Consider the following 17,996-nt stretch of genomic DNA (forward strand, 5'->3'; position numbering starts at 1 on the left):
GGAACTAAACATGGAAACAAAAAGTTATGTAGATTTATTAATGGAAAAGGGAAGAAGGGCTCAAAAGGAATTTGAAAAATTTTCTCAAGGTCAAGTAGATGAAGTAGTAAAGGCCATTGGAAAAGTAGTATATGATAGAGCAGAAGAATTAGCAAAAATGGCTGTAGATGAAACTAGAATGGGTGTTTACAATGATAAAGTAGCAAAAAATAAAGGAAAGTCAAAAATGATATGGAAAAGTTTAAAGGATAAGAAGTCAGTTGGAATAATAGAAGAAGATATTGAAAATGCAATTATAAAAGTGGCTAAGCCTATGGGCATAATTGGAGCTGTAACTCCATGTACTAATCCAATAGTAACACCTATGTGTAATTCAATGTTTGCATTAAAAGGGAGAAATGCAATAGTAATAGCTCCTCATCCAAGAGCAAAGAAATGTGCCAAATATGTAGTAGACTTATTCAATGAGGAACTTAAGAAGTTAGGTGCTCCAGAGCACTTAATTCAGGTTATAGAAGAACCATCTATAGAGCTTACAAATGATCTTATGAAGAAGGTAGATGCAGTTGTTGCAACTGGTGGAATGGGAATGGTTAAGGCTGCATATAGTAGTGGAAAGCCAGCTTATGGCGTTGGTGCTGGAAACGTTCAATGTATAATTGATAGAGATGTAGATATAGAGGAGGCTGTGCTTAAGATTATAGAAGGAAGAACTTTTGACAATGGAATAATATGCTCAGGGGAGCAATCTATAATAGCACCAAAAGAAAAATTTAGTGAAATTATGAAGGCCTTTAAGAAAAATGGAGCTTATTACGTAGAAGATGAAGAAATAATCGAAAAATTTGCAAAGGTAATATTTCCTGAAGGGATTATAAATGGAAAAATAGTTGGTCAAAGTGTTGAATTTATAGCTAATATGGCTGGAGTTAATATTCCAAAGGGAACTAGGGTTATAGTTTTAAAGGCTAGAGGATATGGGGACAAGGATCTATTATGTAAAGAAAAAATGTGCCCTGTTATGGTTGCCTTTGAATATGACAAATTTGAAGATGCAATCCATATAGCTCAAAGTAATTTAGAAGTGGAAGGAAAGGGTCACTCTTGCGCTATACATTCAAATAGTATGGAAAATATTAAATTAGCTGGTGATAAATTAACAGTAAGTAGACTGGTAGTTAATCAACCATCAGCAACTTGCGCAGGTGGTGGAGCGAAAAATGGATTTGCTCCAACAACTACACTTGGATGTGGTTCCTGGGGAAATAACAGTATTTCAGAAAACTTAGATTATAAGCATCTTATAAACATTTCAAGAATAGGTTTATATAATGAAAATGCAAAAGTATTAACAGACGAGGAAATTTGGAATTAGGTTACGGAGGACAGATGAAAATTGAGAGTTGAGAGTTTACGGGTGATTTGCTATATTAGGAATGCAGGAGGGGAATAATGAAACTTTTAGAGGTTAGACCACAAATATGTAAATTTAATAATTGTTTAGAGTTCGCTAATGAATTTAAACTAGGGGAAAAGGATTTAATATTCACTAACAAATTTTTATATGAAAGATTCCTTAAAATTTTAAATACAAATTGTAACTATATATTTCAAGAAGACTACAATTTAAAAGAGCCTTCAGATGATATAATAGATAAAATAATAGGAGAAATAAAGTATAAGAAAATAGATAGAGTTGTTGCAATAGGTGGCGGTTCTATAATAGATATTGCTAAAATATTAATATTAAAGGGTGTAACAACAACTAAAGAGCTTTTTGAAAAAAAGATACCTATGGTAAAGGAAAAGACGCTTATAATAGTTCCTACAACCTGTGGAACAGGAAGTGAAGTTACAAATATATCAATTACAGAAATAAAATCAAAAGGTACAAAAATGGGTCTTGCCGCAGACGAGCTATATGCTGATTATGCAGTTTTAATACCTGAACTTGTGCGCGAACTTCCTTATGAATTCTTTGTATATAGTTCAATAGATGCGCTTATACATGCTATAGAGTCATTAGTATCTCCAAAAGCAAATGCTTACACCGAAATGTTTAGCTTTGAGGCTATTAAGATAATAATAAATGGTTATAAGGCTATAATAGAAAAAGGTGTGGATTATAGAAAAGAGATAATAGAAGACTTTCTTATAGGGAGTAACTATGCTGGCATAGCCTTTGGAAATGCAGGAGTTGGAGCTGTACATGCACTATCCTATCCATTAGGAGGAAAATATCATGTGCCTCATGGCGAAGCAAATTATGCATTCTTTATAGAAGTATTCAAATTCTATAATAGAAGTAATCCAAATGGAAAAATCAAGAGGGTTAATCAATTTATAGCTGATATTCTTGGTGTGCCAGAAGAAAAAGCATATGAAGAATTGGAAGAGCTACTAAAGAACCTAATAGTAAGAAAGAATCTAAATGAGTATGGCATGAGGGAAGAGGAAATAGAAATATTTAGCCAAGGTGTTATAGAAACTCAGGGGAGATTGCTTCAGAATAATTATGTGGAAATGAGCTTGGAGGATATTAGGGGTGTATATAGGGGGTTGTATAAATAGTAGGTTGATGTGTGGCATGCCATAAGGGAATATGTTTCCATATACAAAACATGTGGAGTTGTGATAATTTAAAAAGATAGTAAAACTTTGTAATTAAGTTTTGCTGTCTTTTTTTTTGTGAAGGTAGTAGTTGAGAGGGAAGGGTTCCAGTTTAAATAATGGATGAAAATTAAAGAAACATTATAGGTAAAATAAAGATATAGTGTTAAAAATTGTAGTATAATGAAAGTGGACGAGATTAGAATAAGGGTGTAGACTACAATTTAGTCTACTAACGATAAAAATAAAGAATGTCGGGGGACAAATAGAAATGAAAAAAAATAAAATAATTGTGGCAGTTATAATTATTATTGTTTTTCTTTTTATTGCATGGGTTTACGTAGGTATGAAGGGATTACCTTGGAAAATTAGACAAACAGGAGTTATTTCTCAAAAGTATCTAAGGGAAAAGTATCCAGACTTAAAATATAAAGTGGATAAAGCATATTACAATTCAAAATTTGGATGTTATTTTTGCAGTGTTGTTACTGAAGGTGATTTACCAATAACCTTTGAAGTTATTGTAAGAGAAAATGAAACTATTGAAGATAATTACTTTGAAATGAAGGTAAATACCGAAGCAAAAAATATAATAGTAGGGTTAATAAAAAACAGCGTACCTAATATAAAGCATATTTCTGTATTAGAGGATGCTGGTCCTGATTCGGTAGACGGAAGTTATAAAAAGTACACAAGATTTACAACTGGAAAGGCATACCCATTAAAAATAAGTATTATATGGAATGGTGATAAAATGTCATTGGACAGTTTTATTGATAAAACTTTAAATATTAGAGAAATTTTAGAAAGTAAAAATATTTCTGTTTGTGGTCTTTATATTCAAGATGACACAAATAAGTATGTAATTGATTTAAATGGAGGAATAATGAATGGAAAAATGGAAGGTAACTATAATCTTACGAAGGGTGAAATTATAAAAAGTAAAACTGCATATATAATGAAATAATTATTAATTAAGAAATCATATTATATTGCTTAATGGAATTCTAATTTATTAGATTAGGTAATTTCATAATTTTCTCATATTTCGTTGATATTCTGACTTTACTCCTGAAGCGTATCTATGGAGAACCAAAATAAATAGGAGCGTTTGAAATAATAAAATTAAGCCAATGATATTAAAAGTGTCATTGGGTTATGCTATAATTTTTTTGAGCTAAGAATGTGTATTAAGTAAAAGAAATGGCTGATGTTTATAAAAAATTAACTGAAAAAGAGGTATAAATTATGATAAAACCAATTGTAAAAGATATATTGTTTTTAGAACAAAAATCAGAAGATGCAACTAAAAATGATATAGTAGTAATTGATGATTTAATAGATACATTAAAAGCAAACTTAGAGTATTGTGTTGGATTGGCTGGAAACATGATTGGAGTAAAAAAGCATATATTGGTATTTACTGTAGGCAACCTTATTGTACCTATGATAAATCCAGTTATATTAAAGAAAGAAAAGCTTTATGAAACAGAAGAGAGTTGTTTATCTTTAATTGGCTTTAGAAAAACAAAGAGATATGAAATGATAGAGGTGGAGTATCTTGATAGAAATTTTAAAAAGCAAAAGCAAGTGTTTACTGGATTTACAGCACAAATAATTCAACATGAAATGGATCATTTTGAAGGTATAATAATCTGATTGAATAATTAAAACAGTATTTATCATAAGAAAAGGTTGTTGCTTAAATATAAAATATTTACGGCAAGGTGAAGCATATCATAAGTAAAAACACTATGTGTATTGAAGTTCCCATTATCTATAAAATTGGACGTGCTATGGCGAAGTTATTGTCAATTATATTAATGTTACGTGAGCTCATAATATAACTAAAGAACATGAGAAAATCTGTCCTGCATTCTAAAATTGTGTTTTCAGAACGATTTTTTATTAAGCAATAATATGCATCTTCATATTTAAGTATTTTATTAAGGTAGTTTAAATATTTGTTTATTATATTGGAAATTGGTATTACATGTATCAAAAAATGTGAAGTAAAGATTATTTAAATATAGTACACAGATAAATAGTAATTTCTAGGGGAGATGTGAGTATGGATACAGGAGCTATTATGATTTTTCCTGAATTTGAAAATTTGTTTAGAAAGGTGAGTTTATAATGTTTGAAATTTTGTTTGATGAGTTGGTAAGAAAATATGGTGAAGATTTTAATTGGTCTTTCATAGCTTTCACAAACAAATATTTTATAGAAGAAGCAAAACGAGAAATAAAAGAAGGACATCCTTTATATGGAGAAACGATGTATTCAACGGCTAAATGTGATTCTAATGATGATGTTATGTATGTAATAAGTGGAGAAAGATATGTTATTATTCACTTGACTTATTCTGAAAATACAGATGCTAGTTATCCTCATTTCATTCTATTTGAAAATGTAGAAGAAGAATTAATCTACATTGAAAAGAGATATTTACAAGAATATTTGTAAGTAAAATTACACTTTTAAATTCCAAGTTGTTAAAAGATTTTATTAGTGCAAAATGAGTGTGAGGAGGAATGCATTATGGACAGAAAAGAATTGATTGAACAGAAAAAGAAACAATTATATTTTAAAAATTTAATGAAATCCATGAATGCAGTAACTATTATAGAAATATATGAAATTGGTGCTGAGAGAGATTATTATAAAAATATTATTTATTCATATTATGAATTGTGGCAACAAAGTAAGATTGAGCCGTACAGTAAATTAATATGCAAGGCTGATGATAATCAATGTTGTAAATGGATTATAGATGAAGCTCGCTTAACAAGCGAAAAAGAATATATCTTTATTAATGGCGGATATTATGAAGGTTATGCATTAATTATCATTAATGATTTATCTGAATCAGTACTTCAATTATGGTATCATAATTGGAAACTTAATGATTTACATGGTTCTCTCAAATGTGGTTTTGGAGAAGGATTTTGTTTAATTGACTTAGTAGATAAAAAAGTAATTGATGTTGCTTTAGTTAGTGATGATGAGTATAATTATCAACTTTGGCAATGGTATTATTGATTCTTATTTCTGAGTTTAAAATTCCATTTGTAGGTGAGGTAGGAAGCATGTACAAGATAATTAAAAAAACTAATAATGGTTGGGAAGTACATGAAGTTGTAGGAAGTGATACTATTTCCCTTGTAAAGTACAGCGCAAATCATCAGGACATAAATAAATTAATAGAAGTATTACAACTTTTATATAAAAATAAAGTTGTAGAAGGTTCAATTGATATGAATCTGGCTATGCAAGATGAATATTTGCAGGAGTTATCAATAGGAGCGTATCAGTTTATTATAAATTTAGACTTTTGGGAAACTTTTATTTTTTATCCAAAACAAAAAGATGGAAACTCATATGTCATGAAAGTTTTTGAAAAATTAGCTACAGACACTAATTAAAACACCAGATTGAGGTTGAGTAATATAAATAGTAAATTTATAAGGCAGCTAATTATCATTATTAGAAATCAATCATAATTTTTAAAGGAGACTAGAGACTATAAATGTTTAGATTAAATAATGTGGAATTTGAAATTAATGATACTGAGTCTATATTCTATATTAATAACGGAAATGAAAATGGGCTTAGTTTTGCGCTTGATATAGATTGTAAAGCAGCAGAATATGATGGAGAGAATGTGACCCCATCAATATGTATTAATTATTTTGAAACAGATGCTAAAAGTATTCAGGATTTAAACGGAATGGAGTCTTTTGTGAATAGTTTAGAAGAATCTGACGAAAGAGAAGATACTATGTATTTGTTTGAGCATGAGCCATTTGAAAAGTACAGTTTAAAAATTCTTGAAAGTAAAGATGATAGAGTTCGTGTATTCTGTAAAGGAGTTGTAGTAACTAATGGATATTCAGAACCATATATATCTGCACCATTTGAATTAGATACTTGGATTAAGATAAAATAGGAATACATAAATTTATATCACGATGGAACAAATTCCCAATTTGTCTAGTTGATTAAAACTAACATGATATTTGGTTTATTTAATGCACATTTTTGTATGGTATAGTGAGATAATAATCTATATTTATCAGCTTCTCATTATCCATATACCCATTAGGTTAAATAATCTGAAGCTGGTTAAATGGATTGAAATGTCTATAATGTGCAGTACAAAAAAATGTGACACAATTGATAAGTGTGGGGAATACCTTAGTTAGCTAGACATGTTTTATAAAGATATCTGACTGTTAAAGAATAACGGGGATATGTCGAACCTTGAGAAAAAATGTATCATAACTATTGAAATTGAAAGTACGAACAATGGTCTTTGATAATTGAATAATACGGTATTGAAAAATAAAAACATTTACTATTATGGGAATATAGTTATGTATAAATATGTATAATTTGCAATTTCTATAGAGTTAGGTCGAAGTTGTAAAATGTAACGGTGCAAATAAGGGGGGAATTATAATGTCATTTATGCATTTGAAAGAAATTTTAATTGGAATTTTTGTATTAATGCCTATAATTATTTTAATCCATGAATTAGGTCATGTCTTCTTTGCAAAATTATTTGGTGCAAAGATTAAAAATATTGTTATTGGAAGTGGAAAGACAGTTCTAACTTTAGGTAAATTAAAAATAAAAACCGTATATTTTTATAGAGGGGCATTTACAGTAGATAAATTAGGCAATAGCAAGTTTAAAAAAATATTTGTTTTATTGGGTGGAGCTTTATTTAACATAGCAAGTTGCTTAATTATAATAATACTTTTTAATTTGAATGTTATAAGTCAGACTAATTTATTTGCTGTTTTCATCAATTTCTCTTTTTTTGCAGCAGTATTTTCCATTATTCCCATGACATATGGTAATGAGAACAATGATGGTTTACAAGTATATCAAGTTATTAAGAAAGGGACTTCTGATTTCTATAATAACAAACATATTTAACTTAATAATCATTTTAGGTTTGTTTGTAATAGGAATTTATGAGTTTATGTTATTTATAAAACTTGCTAATAGGGGAATTAAAGCACTTGATATTTATATTAACGAAAAGACAAATAATAAATTGCATTGAACATTATTAATTCCAAATATTTTGAAGATAATTTCAGTTGGAAAAATAATTGGTGGAATATTACGCAGGTTTGTATGTGTTCAGTGTTTATTGTTGCGGAGATAATATTGAATTATCTGCACTAGCATTAATATCTTCTACTACGTATTTATTTGGTTGGGTTTTCATTGTTTGGTTATTATATATACTATTTTCGCAGTAAAAGCACGAATGTATTATCAATAGACAAATCTTAAAAACCGAATATAAGAATTATTGGGAAGTGTGTTGCTTCATATTCTTCTTATTAAGCGGTGCAACTAATAAAACCGAATAATCCCTTAAAAATGCCGTATTATTCAATTGAATTTTACGGCATTTTTACGTCGCAGTTCAAATGTAGTTCGTCATAACCAACTGTAAGAGTTAATAGATTGTTTGTGCAGGTTGTGTCTAGCATGGGAAGCTGTATATCTAAAGAAGAAACTCGTAAAATAAATTGAACAAAAGATTATTTAGATAATCTAATCTGTAATCAAGAAGGTGAAAATAAAGATGTTAAGTAGTTATTTACAAAATGGGATGTTTTATTTTTATGGTTGCATACATAAAGTATTAATTATTTTTTGTGTATTTACTGTTATAAAATTTTTAGTTAAAAGAAAATTTGAAATTAAACCGCTAATCATGTTATGTGAATTCGCATGGATTCTTATAGTTTTTCTGATTTTGCAAATCACGGGTATTATCGGTGATTATTTTGGTACAACTTCATTTTTTGATGGAATTGCAAATTTTAGCTTTGACTTTTTTAAAGAAGGGTTATCTATAGCAACCTTATTAAATATAATACTATTTATTCCTTTTGGGTTCTTCTCGGCAATAGTTTTCAAAAAACTTATGGATAAATGGATTTATGGAGTTTTGATGGGTCTCATTTTTTCAATAATAATTGAATTTCTACAAACATTTAATGGTCGTTATGGAAGTTTACAAGATGTAATAATGAACACAATTGGAACATTTATAGGGTATGAAATATGGTTTTGGTTGTCAAGACTCATACAAAGACAAAAGAAATAAAAATGATTATCATTGTGTAGGCTAGGTTATGAGGATACCCTTTAGTACTTAGTTTTCATAAAGTTCATCATAAACAATTGTAAGATTACTAAAGAAATTATATAAACTGGATAGAATGTGGACATACCCAGTAGGCTAATAATGGGCGTGCGAAAAAAATGAATACTTAATTGATGAGTGTAGTGAAAATGAATAACTTGGATATGGCGAACTAGTATTATAGGGCGTCATAGTAAAAATGTATTAGCCAATACAAAAAAAATGGAGGTGATTAATAAATGAATTTAATCTTTCATACTGTTTTCAGCATTTCGACTGCACCATTATGTGCTAAAAAGATAGCGGAAGGTAATAAGTCATTAAAGATTTTAACGTTGGGATTTATAGGAAATATAATTGGACATGGTATTATGGATTTAATTCCGCATAACTATCCATTCACAAGAAATACTGATGTATTAATTTCATTTGGAGTATTTCTTTTATCAATGCTATTTGTGAAGAAGGAGTATGTATTTTCAGTTTCCTTTTGCTTTTTAGGGGGAGTGTTACCTGACTTGATAGATAAAGCATTCTTCCCAATAATAGGGTTAAGGAACTTGAAAATCTTTCCTTGGCACTGGGCTACTACAATTAACGTCTTTTATAATCAATACTCCAAATTGTCTTACCAATCCATTAATATAGTTTTTAAAATGTTTAATATTTTAGTGATAATTGTATCTTTATGCTTACTATTAATAAATGTGAAATTTATTGTTCATCATATGTTAAGACACATAAAAACAGACGGCAAAAAACATTAACAAAATGACTTAATGTAATAAATAAAAAGACTTTTAAGTCATACTTTTCTTCTAATTCGTCTAAACTTTATAATTAATTTGCCAAGAGTACTCCTCATTTTGCTGTATAATAGTAACTCAAAATTGCAAATGCAAATGATGAACCTAAAACTATTAAAATATCTACATCGTTTTTTAAAAATGCTGCTACATACAGAACAACAAAAAAGAATAGCCACTTTTTAATAATTTTTTTACAAAAACTCTTTTTACCGTCTTTGCTAATAATTTCAAGTATCCCTGATATTGAAACTATTAGCATACATGATGCAGTTAATATAAAAATTATAAGAAAGAAAGGTACAACAGCAGAATCAACTGACCATTCAAATTTTTGAGCCATTAATATAAAAACAACTACTACTAAAAATAACATTATAAACATGCAACTAATTTTTTTTATTGTCTTAACCATAAATATTCCCCCCAAGTTAATATGAATTTTTATATTTCTACTACTGTAAAGTAAAAACCCTCAGAAGCCACACGTCTCGTGGCTGAGAGTGCTACAGGACGTCGCACCCTTAAACATCCTTGAGTTGTGTTGCATAAAATAAGATCATAAATCATATAGAATTATTTCCATATAGTTTTATATTAATAAAAGTATAAGAACTAAAACTCTCCATATTGGTTTAATAATTTACTTCTTTTTTGTTTCATAATATTTTACAAGTCCAAATTAACTCCATTATACAATAAAAGGATAATATTGGCTATAATTGTGTATATGATTTTCAACACTACTCTTTGTAAAAGTATATAATAATTAATAGTAAGGGAAGTAATATAAGATTTTATATTACTTCCCTTTTTATCTTAAATTAATGATAAAAAGTATATAGTAATAATACATAAATATAAGCAATAAAGGAATACTAAAAGTATAGTAAGTGAGATAAACGAAAGAGAGGTAATTAACAAAAGGTGAAAGGTAATGAACTAAAAGAACAGTGGTATAAAAAGATTAGGATAGTAAAAGCACAAACAGATTTAGGTGAGATGTTCTATATAGTAGATGATAATTATGATTTCATACCTTTGATAAAAGAATATTTAAATATGATACAGGCAAGAGCCGAAAGAGAAGTCTCTCCTAATACAGTAAAAACGTATTGTTACTTACTGTGGTATTTCGTTGTATTCTTAAAAATTAAAGGACTTAAAATATTAGACCTTGATGGAGAACCTGATATATTAGCAAAGTTTAAGTTATGGCTTAAAAACCCATATAGGTTTTATGAAAATATAGAATTATTAAATTACAACATGGAGGTTGATTATGTTGAAGATTCATTAAATATAACTACTATTAATGGAATAATCAGTAGAGTAAGTTCTTTATATTTATGGCTTAAAGCAAGTAATAGAATTAAGGAAAATCCAGTTGTTTATAGAAATGTTATGATTACTAAATCAATGCGTGATAAAGACATTTTAGCACATACAAGGCATAATAGAACCATACAAGTAAATACCTTAAAATCTAAAGTACCGAAGGTACTACCTAAAACTGTAGAACAAAAGGATTTTAAAATATTTTTAGATAGTGTAAATCTATTAAGGGACAAAATAATGCTTCTCTGTTTGAAAGAAGGAGGGTTTAGGTCTAATGAACTGCTTGGAATTCATTTAGAAGATATAGATTTTTCAGAGCAGGGTTTATGGGTTAGGTTTAGACCAAATAACGCTAATGGTTCAAGAGCCAAGGGTGGATATGGAAGAGATAAATTTATTCATTTACCTACTGATTTAATGGCTCTAATAGATAGATATATAAGTTCTGAATGGTTAGAAAGCAATGCTGATAATGATTTCTTATTTGTGGTAGTTAGTAGTAAATTACATTCTAATAATGGCAAAGTAATGACTAAATCAACTCTTGATTCAATGTTTAGATATTACAGCAAGAAAACAGGAATTAAGATACACCCACATATGTTAAGGCATACCCATGCGACCGAACTTGCAAGAGAATATATTAGTAAAGGAGAACAAATAAACTGGGAGTATATATCCAAAAGGCTTGGTCATGCAAGTGTAACAACTACAATGGAAATATACGCACATTTAAAGCCAGAAGATTATAAGCAAGAATACCAAAGAATGCAAAATTATAGAGAAAACAAAAGAAGGGGTTAATAATTGGAAGTTACAAAAGATATACTAAATTCTATACTCGTGATGGAAAACAAAAATATTGAAAGTGGTCAAATAATAAACTTTCCTATAGATAATACTTACACTTCTTGGATGACGAAATCACAAAAGAAGTTATTTGAAGTATTAAAGAATCCAGAACATAGAAATAAAACATATAAAGAAATACTGTTTTTAGCAGGATATAAGGGTGCATCAACATGGCATATTGCTATAAAGAATGTAAAATTTGCAGACTTACTTGAAAATATGGGAGTGAAGATAAGAATAACAAGCCCAAATTACTTACCTCATGGTGAAATTGAGTATATAAAAAATCCTAAAGAAAGAGAAACATATTTAACACAAGATATATGGGATGTAAGAAAACTTTATAATAATTATCCAAGGCATAAAAATCCTGCTGACTATATTTTAAACTTTGCTAAAATTAAAAATATCAATATAAGAAACAGTATAAAAAAATACTTTAACTATAATCAATTATCAACAATGCAACCCACAACAGTTAAAACCCACCTTGATAAGATGTCATGCTTTTTACAAGCATTAGAAAATATTTTTCCGAATATAAATAGTTTTAATGAACTAAAAAGAGAGTCTCATATAGAAAAAATAATTAGCAATATGCATGGCTCTGCAACATTAAGGAGACAATCTCTAACAATAATAAAATCAATGTTTAAATATATGTATGATAGTAAATGGGTGTTAAACGTCAAATTATAACTAATTGAAACGTCATTTTATTTCTATTATTAGTAGGTGATTTACGTCAGATTATCCCTATAAAATCACTTTATCAGTAAGAAAAAAGCATTTTATTAATATAATTTCTTTTAGCCGGCAGGCTACTTTTATATAAAAAATGAGTAGCAATAATAGCTACCCAAGTATGTTAGTTTAAATTAATATGTTCGGCCATAGCTTGTAAGGCATGAGCCACTGTTATCGCATCTACTTTGTTCATAATTTCACATAAGCGTTCAGAGTTCCAAAATAAATCGTTTAAGGTAGAAAGATGACAGCCTACATCATAATCAGGGATACAAGCAAAATTTCCATAATTTGTTTTGCCTATAACTACAATAAAGCCACTTCTACTTTCAATCTTAAGCTCATAATGACTTCCAAATTCAGTTAATTTAGTTATCATCCCAGACCAATTTTCTATTTTTTTGCCCGTTTTCATTGTACACTCAAATTTAATTAGCATAGACAATCCTCCTAAAAACTAATCTACGATTACCGAAGCGATAATTCATTGGCGGCAGCCATTATTGTGTCAGTGTCAATCACTGTTTTTTCGTGCTGTGCACCTATTATTAAAGCCTTTGTTAATATCATATTTAGACGTCTTATAGAACCAGTACAGCTTCTGTATGCAGCTAAAATGGCATTATTATCAATAATTTCAGAAGAAGCACTTGCCAATGATAGTCTCGAATGAATGTATTCTACAGCCTCAGTCTCTGAAAACCCTTCAAAATCATAATTTATTATGATCCTTTGCTTTAATGCTTCATGTATCTGTTTTTCTAAGATATTATTAAGTATAGGTTGACCTATTAAAACCAGTGAAAAACAGTCCTTTGAGTCCATAGAAAAATTCATGAGTAATTTTAAATCTTTCAATATATCATTACTTAAATACTGTGCTTCATCCCATACAAGTATGTAATGGACACCCTTATCACTGCTCATGTTTTCCATATAGTCTTTTATATTTTTAAACATGTCTGACTTGCGAGAGCAAGGTTCGAGTCCTAGTGAGATACAAAACTGCCGATAAAACTCAGCAGTAGTTACGGTAGTAAAGCAAAGATAAATAACCTTTGTTAAATTTGGATTAACTTTTTTCGCGAAACATCTTAGAGCAAAAGTTTTTCCTGATCCAGGCGAAGCCGTAAATAATCCAATGCCTCTAGTTTCATTAAGATAATCAAGTCTTGATATCATTTCTTTTAAATCCCTTGAGATATATGCATCTTTTTCTTTAATACCTTTTTCAAAAGGGTTTAAGGTCATACCATAAAACTGCTTAAACATATTTAACACCATCCTTTGAATAATCTATATTAAGTGGGTTTTTACGTTTGGTTTTACCATTTTCAACCTTGTTTGTTTTTCTAATGCTATATTTAATCTTTTCATAATAGATATAAGCACTGTCCATGTCATCAGGTAGATACCGCACTTCAACCTTCTGTTTTATAAATTGCATAGGTACATCATAAGATATTTTATCAATGCTTATAGTTGCATCATTATTTACTTTCCGTTGTACGCGATTCATAAAACAATTATCTAGCCATTCACTGTCAGATGCTACTTTTACATGAGCTAAATCGCTCTTATATCTATCAATAGGACGCTGCTTTGTAGATGAATGAATAGTTATGTTATGCTTATTAATATAAGTGAATAATTCATCATTTAGCTCCGCTAAGGAGGAAATAGATTCTACATCTAAAGTGTTTAGCCATCTGCTTTTTAATGTCCTGAAATTTCTTTCTACCTTTCCTTTAGATGCTCCGTCCCTTACCATTGTATGGAGCTCTACTATTCCAAGAGAGCCGCATATAAGACTTAATTGCTCATTTCTGTACGGAGAGCCATTATCCAAATAAATTTTTTTTGGAATTCCATACCTGGCTACAGCCTCTTTAAGTACCTTTTGAAAGTTATAAGAATTATCATTGTAAAAGAATCTACCGCCTACTATTAATCTAGATTTATCATCTATTAACATAATTACGTACGTCCGCTTGCGCTCACCATTTTCAGTTATAAATGGACCGTAACAGGTGTCGCCTTGAAACATTCCAGTTGCAAATTCTTCTTCAAAAGCTTTTCTATCTTTCATGTTGATACATCTAGCAGATCTAATATCGTTATTTTTTATAAACCGTTGAACAGTTGAAATTGACACATCCTTTTCTTTAATAAAGCCATCTTCGATGAGTTTATAATATATAAGCGTAGCATTAATTTTAGGAAAGTTGTTTTTTAAAGTGTATATCTGCTCTATAGCTACATTACTTAGTTTTCTGGTTTGACCTATATCGCTACGCGTCTTCGGAAGAAGGGAATCAAAACCAAATCTATTATATTCTGATTCCCAATTAGAAAGTGTTCCTGGGCTATACAAAACTGAATTGCCGTTAGGTAATTTTACAGGGTTAATAGAAACACGTCTATAATAAGCAATTTTAGATTGCTCAGTAAAAGTATTATTTATAGCAGGGGCTATTAGTGCTAATCTAATAGATGCTATTTCGATTATTTCTTTGTTATTCATTTATTATCACCTCTAGAAAAATGTTATCATATAGGTATTTCAATGACCATTATCGTATTAAGTGGTCTGCCTAAATTAAAATTAAAAATATATGCTTATAGCTAAACTATGACGTTCCTTGAAAAAACGATGAACCATTTTGCTTGAAAAATTGTATTATGAAGTCCTCAAGTTTATCAAAGGAACTATTTATGATATGCTGCACAAAAGTTAAGTTTGAAATGAGCTTGTCCTCTAAAAGTCCAAGCCACATCTGTTTATGTTCTTTAAACTTCTTTAAAATTCGATAGAATGTAGATATAGCAATGCCATAATGTTCGCACATAGCTTCCACAGAGTGATATTTATGTACAAGATAGTCATGGATGAGGTAAACAGTGAATTTAAAACTAAATGACATATACGGCACAATTACAGAAGGTAGAAGGGCATGAGTACGTTTACATGATGAACAAATATATCTAGAAATGATGATTATATTATCTTGAGCAGTATTATTATTATAAGTCACAAGATGGCGTTTGTAAGACGCAAATGGAGATAGCGCATGTTTAGCGCCACAAAATGGACATACTAAAGTCTCTATATTAACAGAGCTTACATATTTATTAAAGGCAGTTATCTCATTTTCAAAAGAAATTTGCTTAAAACACTTGCATAATTGTAAATTTAATCTTATCATAATAGTAGTTTTATAAGAGTATTAACTCTAATAAAGGGAGAACATTGCTTTGGACGGCTGGGGTTCTCCCTTTTCCTTTCTCTAGTTTTAATAATAAGCATAAATTAAGCTCCTAATGATGTCAAGTCATTAGGAGCTTTGTTATAGGAATAATCTGCTTAGTAAAAAAGCAAATAACCACTAGATAATTATTAGTATTATAGTTATAATTTGACTTAGGAATGCAGTTCCATAAAGCTATATTTTGACGTACTACAATGGGTAGAAGCCCCTAAATCTGATGCTCTGATTATTTCTTATGATGTTCCTAAAGGAAAAGAGTATCTACCGAGACCTATTCCTCCTAACATCAAAGTTCAACTTGATGACTATTTAGACAATGTAATCATTCCTTTATTAGAGGAAGGTAAGCCTACTCCTATTGTAGAGTCTCAATATTGGGATTTAATAATTATTATAAGACACACAGGAAGAAGATTTGAGGATATAGCACATTTAATTTCAGATAATACTGATAAAGACTGTTTAAGATATGATTTAGATGGAGACCCTCAACTATTTTCACACCATAGAATTGCTAAAATTGCAAAAGATTTGGTCATACCATTGGCACACTTAAAAGACAGAAGAGGTAATAATATCGTTGAAAAGGCAATATTAAGGCAAAAGGAAAGAGTAGCAAATTTACCACCTGCTCCTGATGGTTTCAAGTACCTTTTTAGAGAAATAAGGATGGATAATCGAGGCACTGGGGCAGGTAAAGCAATGACAGATACTAATGGCGGTCATATTATAGACACAGTAAAATATGGAACATTTAGTCATAGATATGTACTTCCCAATATTTGCAGCAAAATACCGTTAAAAAACATAGATGGTAGTAATTATAAAATAACTGCACACCAGTTTAGGCACACAGTAGCAACTGAAATGATTGATGCAGGAGTGGATATTTATGCTGTTAAAGAGTTTTTAGGACACTCTTCTATTGCTATGACAGAGAGGTATATTAAAGTATATCAACAGAGATTAAAGAATGTATTTAAAGAAAAATTAAGTAAATCAGATGCTACTGATATTAAAAATAATCTCACAGAACCAGAGGAAATATACGATAATAAATGGGTTAAGAACAAAATAATTGGAGTTTTTGAACTTGGTGATGGATGTTGTGAACACCCTTATAAAATGCCTTCTTGCCCTCATATGTCTTGTAAAACTTGTGTTAAGAAAAAGATATATCCAAGACATTTACAGGCGGTGAAGGATACTATAGAAAGCGAAATTATTCATAGAGATAATGCTTTCAGAATGGGTTTAACTGAAAAGGCAGAAGAATTTGATAAAGTAGTTAATTTCTATATAATTGCTTTAAATATAATCAGTAAAGGTGAAACCTTTGAAGCATCAAAACACTTTTATGCGAAAGGAGTTCAGTAATGGCTAACAAAAATCCAAACACATGTGAAATAGTTAAATATAAAAAACATGAAAGTGAATTAAAAAAGCAAGCAGTATTATCAACCTTAAAACAATTGGAACTATTAGATGACCCGATTAATAACCAAATTTCAAAGGCTGAAATATCTCGCAGAGCAGGTGTAAGTAAAACGTTCTTATTTACATATCCTGATGAACTTATAACTCCTATTAATGAGGCTATAAAGCGACAAAATAAAAAAATAAGAATAATATCTCAAATGCAGACATTTACAGAGACTTCAAAAGATAGAGTCATTGAATCACTTAAAAGAAGGATACAGTCATTAGATAAAGATAGCAAGAAACTGAAAAATGACAATGCTATACTTTTGGGAAAACTTGCCCAAAAATAACCGAATAATTAACCTAATATATGGTATAATGAGTTATGACTCTCATTTGTAATATAAGGTGGATTTAATTAAATTAGGGGGTATTTATGAGAAAAGTTGTTTTTGGGAGGTTTTTAATATTAGCATCTGTAATTATTTTTGCAATTATTGAAGTTCCAACTTCAAAATACTGTGAAACATTGGGTTCATGGACCACTCCGCCAGGAAAATATATGACTGCCTTGCAAGATACAGGTAACGGTTTTCTTTTTTGGTTAAGTATTTCATTGTTATTAATAGGCGTAATAATTGGTATGGTGGGATGTTTTAAAAAATCATAATATTCTTAAATGGTTCATCAAATGTGAAGGAATCGTTATTAACAATGTTATCAATAATATAAACTAATGGAATAGCCTATATCTTTAATTACTATGTAAAATAAGAT

General features: G+C 29.5%; 21 protein-coding genes. 16 read left to right on the forward strand and 5 right to left on the reverse strand.

All coding sequences use genetic code 11. The features are described 5' to 3' along the window. The first annotated feature begins 10 nt into the window (after positions 1-10). From G9F70_RS11450 to G9F70_RS11500, 11 genes are all read left to right on the forward strand, one after another. A complete protein-coding gene (locus G9F70_RS11450; RefSeq protein ID WP_164946959.1) occupies positions 11-1,375 on the forward strand; it encodes an aldehyde dehydrogenase family protein in 1,365 nt (454 codons plus the stop codon). 77 nt (positions 1,376-1,452) lie between these two features. After that, positions 1,453-2,571, forward strand: a complete 1,119-nt coding sequence (locus G9F70_RS11455) for a 4-hydroxybutyrate dehydrogenase (protein ID WP_164946958.1) — start codon at positions 1,453-1,455, stop codon at positions 2,569-2,571. Positions 2,572-2,881: 310 nt separating this feature from the next. Then, positions 2,882-3,577 (forward strand): hypothetical protein, encoded by a 696-nt coding sequence (locus G9F70_RS11460; RefSeq protein ID WP_164946957.1) that lies wholly within the window; start codon positions 2,882-2,884, stop codon positions 3,575-3,577. A 281-nt stretch (positions 3,578-3,858) separates the two neighbouring features. Beyond that, positions 3,859-4,269 carry a peptide deformylase gene (locus G9F70_RS11465; protein WP_164946956.1) on the forward strand — a complete coding sequence of 137 codons (411 nt, stop codon included), beginning with the start codon at positions 3,859-3,861 and terminating at the stop codon, positions 4,267-4,269. A 477-nt stretch (positions 4,270-4,746) separates the two neighbouring features. After that, positions 4,747-5,076 carry a hypothetical protein gene (locus G9F70_RS11470; protein ID WP_164946955.1) on the forward strand — a complete coding sequence of 110 codons (330 nt, stop codon included), beginning with the start codon at positions 4,747-4,749 and terminating at the stop codon, positions 5,074-5,076. 75 nt (positions 5,077-5,151) lie between these two features. Then, positions 5,152-5,652 (forward strand): hypothetical protein, encoded by a 501-nt coding sequence (locus tag G9F70_RS11475; protein WP_164946954.1) that lies wholly within the window; start codon positions 5,152-5,154, stop codon positions 5,650-5,652. After that, a complete protein-coding gene (locus G9F70_RS11480) occupies positions 5,640-6,035 on the forward strand; it encodes a hypothetical protein (protein WP_224617845.1) in 396 nt (131 codons plus the stop codon). The genes G9F70_RS11475 and G9F70_RS11480 overlap by 13 nt, the downstream gene beginning before the upstream one ends. A gap of 104 nt (positions 6,036-6,139) precedes the next feature. Beyond that, positions 6,140-6,559: a hypothetical protein gene (locus G9F70_RS11485; RefSeq protein ID WP_164946952.1), complete on the forward strand. Its 420-nt coding sequence runs from the start codon at positions 6,140-6,142 to the stop codon at positions 6,557-6,559. A gap of 512 nt (positions 6,560-7,071) precedes the next feature. After that, entirely contained in the window at positions 7,072-7,554 is a 483-nt protein-coding gene (locus tag G9F70_RS11490) for a site-2 protease family protein (RefSeq protein ID WP_164946951.1), read from the forward strand. 664 nt (positions 7,555-8,218) lie between these two features. Next, entirely contained in the window at positions 8,219-8,746 is a 528-nt protein-coding gene (locus G9F70_RS11495) for a VanZ family protein (RefSeq protein WP_164946949.1), read from the forward strand. 278 nt (positions 8,747-9,024) lie between these two features. Further along, the gene (locus G9F70_RS11500; RefSeq protein WP_164946948.1) at positions 9,025-9,552 is read left to right on the forward strand and encodes a hypothetical protein; all 528 of its coding nucleotides are present in this window, start codon (positions 9,025-9,027) and stop codon (positions 9,550-9,552) included. A gap of 94 nt (positions 9,553-9,646) precedes the next feature. Here G9F70_RS11500 and G9F70_RS11505 read toward each other — a convergent pair whose 3' ends face one another. Next, positions 9,647-10,006, reverse strand: coding sequence for a hypothetical protein (locus G9F70_RS11505; protein WP_164946947.1), 360 nt, complete (start codon positions 10,004-10,006; stop codon positions 9,647-9,649). Positions 10,007-10,518: 512 nt separating this feature from the next. Here G9F70_RS11505 and G9F70_RS27300 point away from each other — a divergent pair. Both G9F70_RS27300 and G9F70_RS11515 read left to right on the forward strand, forming a co-directional pair. Then, the gene (locus G9F70_RS27300) at positions 10,519-11,733 is read left to right on the forward strand and encodes a tyrosine-type recombinase/integrase (protein WP_164946946.1); all 1,215 of its coding nucleotides are present in this window, start codon (positions 10,519-10,521) and stop codon (positions 11,731-11,733) included. A 3-nt stretch (positions 11,734-11,736) separates the two neighbouring features. Then, complete coding sequence (locus tag G9F70_RS11515; RefSeq protein WP_164946945.1) at positions 11,737-12,480, forward strand: hypothetical protein; 744 nt, start codon at positions 11,737-11,739, stop codon at positions 12,478-12,480. A gap of 169 nt (positions 12,481-12,649) precedes the next feature. Here G9F70_RS11515 and G9F70_RS11520 read toward each other — a convergent pair whose 3' ends face one another. The 4 genes from G9F70_RS11520 to G9F70_RS11535 form a co-directional block, all read right to left on the reverse strand. After that, on the reverse strand, positions 12,650-12,967 hold the full coding sequence (locus tag G9F70_RS11520; RefSeq protein WP_164948065.1) for a DUF6618 family protein: 318 nt from the start codon (positions 12,965-12,967) through the stop codon (positions 12,650-12,652). A gap of 29 nt (positions 12,968-12,996) precedes the next feature. After that, positions 12,997-13,800: an ExeA family protein gene (locus G9F70_RS11525; protein WP_164948066.1), complete on the reverse strand. Its 804-nt coding sequence runs from the start codon at positions 13,798-13,800 to the stop codon at positions 12,997-12,999. After that, on the reverse strand, positions 13,793-15,052 hold the full coding sequence (locus tag G9F70_RS11530) for a DDE-type integrase/transposase/recombinase (protein WP_125006703.1): 1,260 nt from the start codon (positions 15,050-15,052) through the stop codon (positions 13,793-13,795). Before G9F70_RS11530 ends, G9F70_RS11525 begins: the two co-directional genes overlap by 8 nt. 106 nt (positions 15,053-15,158) lie before the next feature. Continuing rightward, positions 15,159-15,734: a DUF6431 domain-containing protein gene (locus G9F70_RS11535; RefSeq protein WP_164948068.1), complete on the reverse strand. Its 576-nt coding sequence runs from the start codon at positions 15,732-15,734 to the stop codon at positions 15,159-15,161. A 606-nt stretch (positions 15,735-16,340) separates the two neighbouring features. Between G9F70_RS11535 and G9F70_RS11540 the strand changes: the two genes are divergently transcribed. The 3 genes from G9F70_RS11540 to G9F70_RS11550 all read left to right on the forward strand — a co-directional run bounded on the left by G9F70_RS11540 (position 16,341) and on the right by G9F70_RS11550 (position 17,889). Next, positions 16,341-17,174: a site-specific integrase gene (locus tag G9F70_RS11540; RefSeq protein ID WP_224617529.1), complete on the forward strand. Its 834-nt coding sequence runs from the start codon at positions 16,341-16,343 to the stop codon at positions 17,172-17,174. Then, on the forward strand, positions 17,174-17,569 hold the full coding sequence (locus tag G9F70_RS11545; protein ID WP_164946903.1) for a DUF6262 family protein: 396 nt from the start codon (positions 17,174-17,176) through the stop codon (positions 17,567-17,569). Before G9F70_RS11540 ends, G9F70_RS11545 begins: the two co-directional genes overlap by 1 nt. Before the next feature lie 86 nt (positions 17,570-17,655). After that, complete coding sequence (locus G9F70_RS11550) at positions 17,656-17,889, forward strand: hypothetical protein (protein ID WP_164946902.1); 234 nt, start codon at positions 17,656-17,658, stop codon at positions 17,887-17,889. The last annotated feature ends 107 nt before the right edge of the window (positions 17,890-17,996 follow it).

This window comes from Clostridium sp. FP1, from assembly GCF_011065975.2.
Classification (GTDB): domain Bacteria; phylum Bacillota; class Clostridia; order Clostridiales; family Clostridiaceae; genus Clostridium_AD; species Clostridium_AD tagluense.

What these genes read in the sequence shown, in the direction of transcription:
- G9F70_RS11450 (WP_164946959.1), top strand. Translation starts at nt 11, where the DNA reads ATGGAAACAAAAAGTTATGTAGATTTATTAATGGAAAAGGGAAGAAGG.
- G9F70_RS11455 (WP_164946958.1), top strand. Translation starts at nt 1,453, where the DNA reads ATGAAACTTTTAGAGGTTAGACCACAAATATGTAAATTTAATAATTGT.
- G9F70_RS11460 (WP_164946957.1), top strand. Translation starts at nt 2,882, where the DNA reads ATGAAAAAAAATAAAATAATTGTGGCAGTTATAATTATTATTGTTTTT.
- G9F70_RS11465 (WP_164946956.1), top strand. Translation starts at nt 3,859, where the DNA reads ATGATAAAACCAATTGTAAAAGATATATTGTTTTTAGAACAAAAATCA.
- G9F70_RS11470 (WP_164946955.1), top strand. Translation starts at nt 4,747, where the DNA reads ATGTTTGAAATTTTGTTTGATGAGTTGGTAAGAAAATATGGTGAAGAT.
- G9F70_RS11475 (WP_164946954.1), top strand. Translation starts at nt 5,152, where the DNA reads ATGGACAGAAAAGAATTGATTGAACAGAAAAAGAAACAATTATATTTT.
- G9F70_RS11480 (WP_224617845.1), top strand. Translation starts at nt 5,640, where the DNA reads ATGGTATTATTGATTCTTATTTCTGAGTTTAAAATTCCATTTGTAGGT.
- G9F70_RS11485 (WP_164946952.1), top strand. Translation starts at nt 6,140, where the DNA reads ATGTTTAGATTAAATAATGTGGAATTTGAAATTAATGATACTGAGTCT.
- G9F70_RS11490 (WP_164946951.1), top strand. Translation starts at nt 7,072, where the DNA reads ATGTCATTTATGCATTTGAAAGAAATTTTAATTGGAATTTTTGTATTA.
- G9F70_RS11495 (WP_164946949.1), top strand. Translation starts at nt 8,219, where the DNA reads ATGTTAAGTAGTTATTTACAAAATGGGATGTTTTATTTTTATGGTTGC.
- G9F70_RS11500 (WP_164946948.1), top strand. Translation starts at nt 9,025, where the DNA reads ATGAATTTAATCTTTCATACTGTTTTCAGCATTTCGACTGCACCATTA.
- G9F70_RS11505 (WP_164946947.1), bottom strand. Translation starts at nt 10,006, where the DNA reads ATGGTTAAGACAATAAAAAAAATTAGTTGCATGTTTATAATGTTATTT.
- G9F70_RS11520 (WP_164948065.1), bottom strand. Translation starts at nt 12,967, where the DNA reads ATGCTAATTAAATTTGAGTGTACAATGAAAACGGGCAAAAAAATAGAA.
- G9F70_RS11525 (WP_164948066.1), bottom strand. Translation starts at nt 13,800, where the DNA reads ATGTTTAAGCAGTTTTATGGTATGACCTTAAACCCTTTTGAAAAAGGT.
- G9F70_RS11530 (WP_125006703.1), bottom strand. Translation starts at nt 15,052, where the DNA reads ATGAATAACAAAGAAATAATCGAAATAGCATCTATTAGATTAGCACTA.
- G9F70_RS11535 (WP_164948068.1), bottom strand. Translation starts at nt 15,734, where the DNA reads ATGATAAGATTAAATTTACAATTATGCAAGTGTTTTAAGCAAATTTCT.
- G9F70_RS11545 (WP_164946903.1), top strand. Translation starts at nt 17,174, where the DNA reads ATGGCTAACAAAAATCCAAACACATGTGAAATAGTTAAATATAAAAAA.
- G9F70_RS11550 (WP_164946902.1), top strand. Translation starts at nt 17,656, where the DNA reads ATGAGAAAAGTTGTTTTTGGGAGGTTTTTAATATTAGCATCTGTAATT.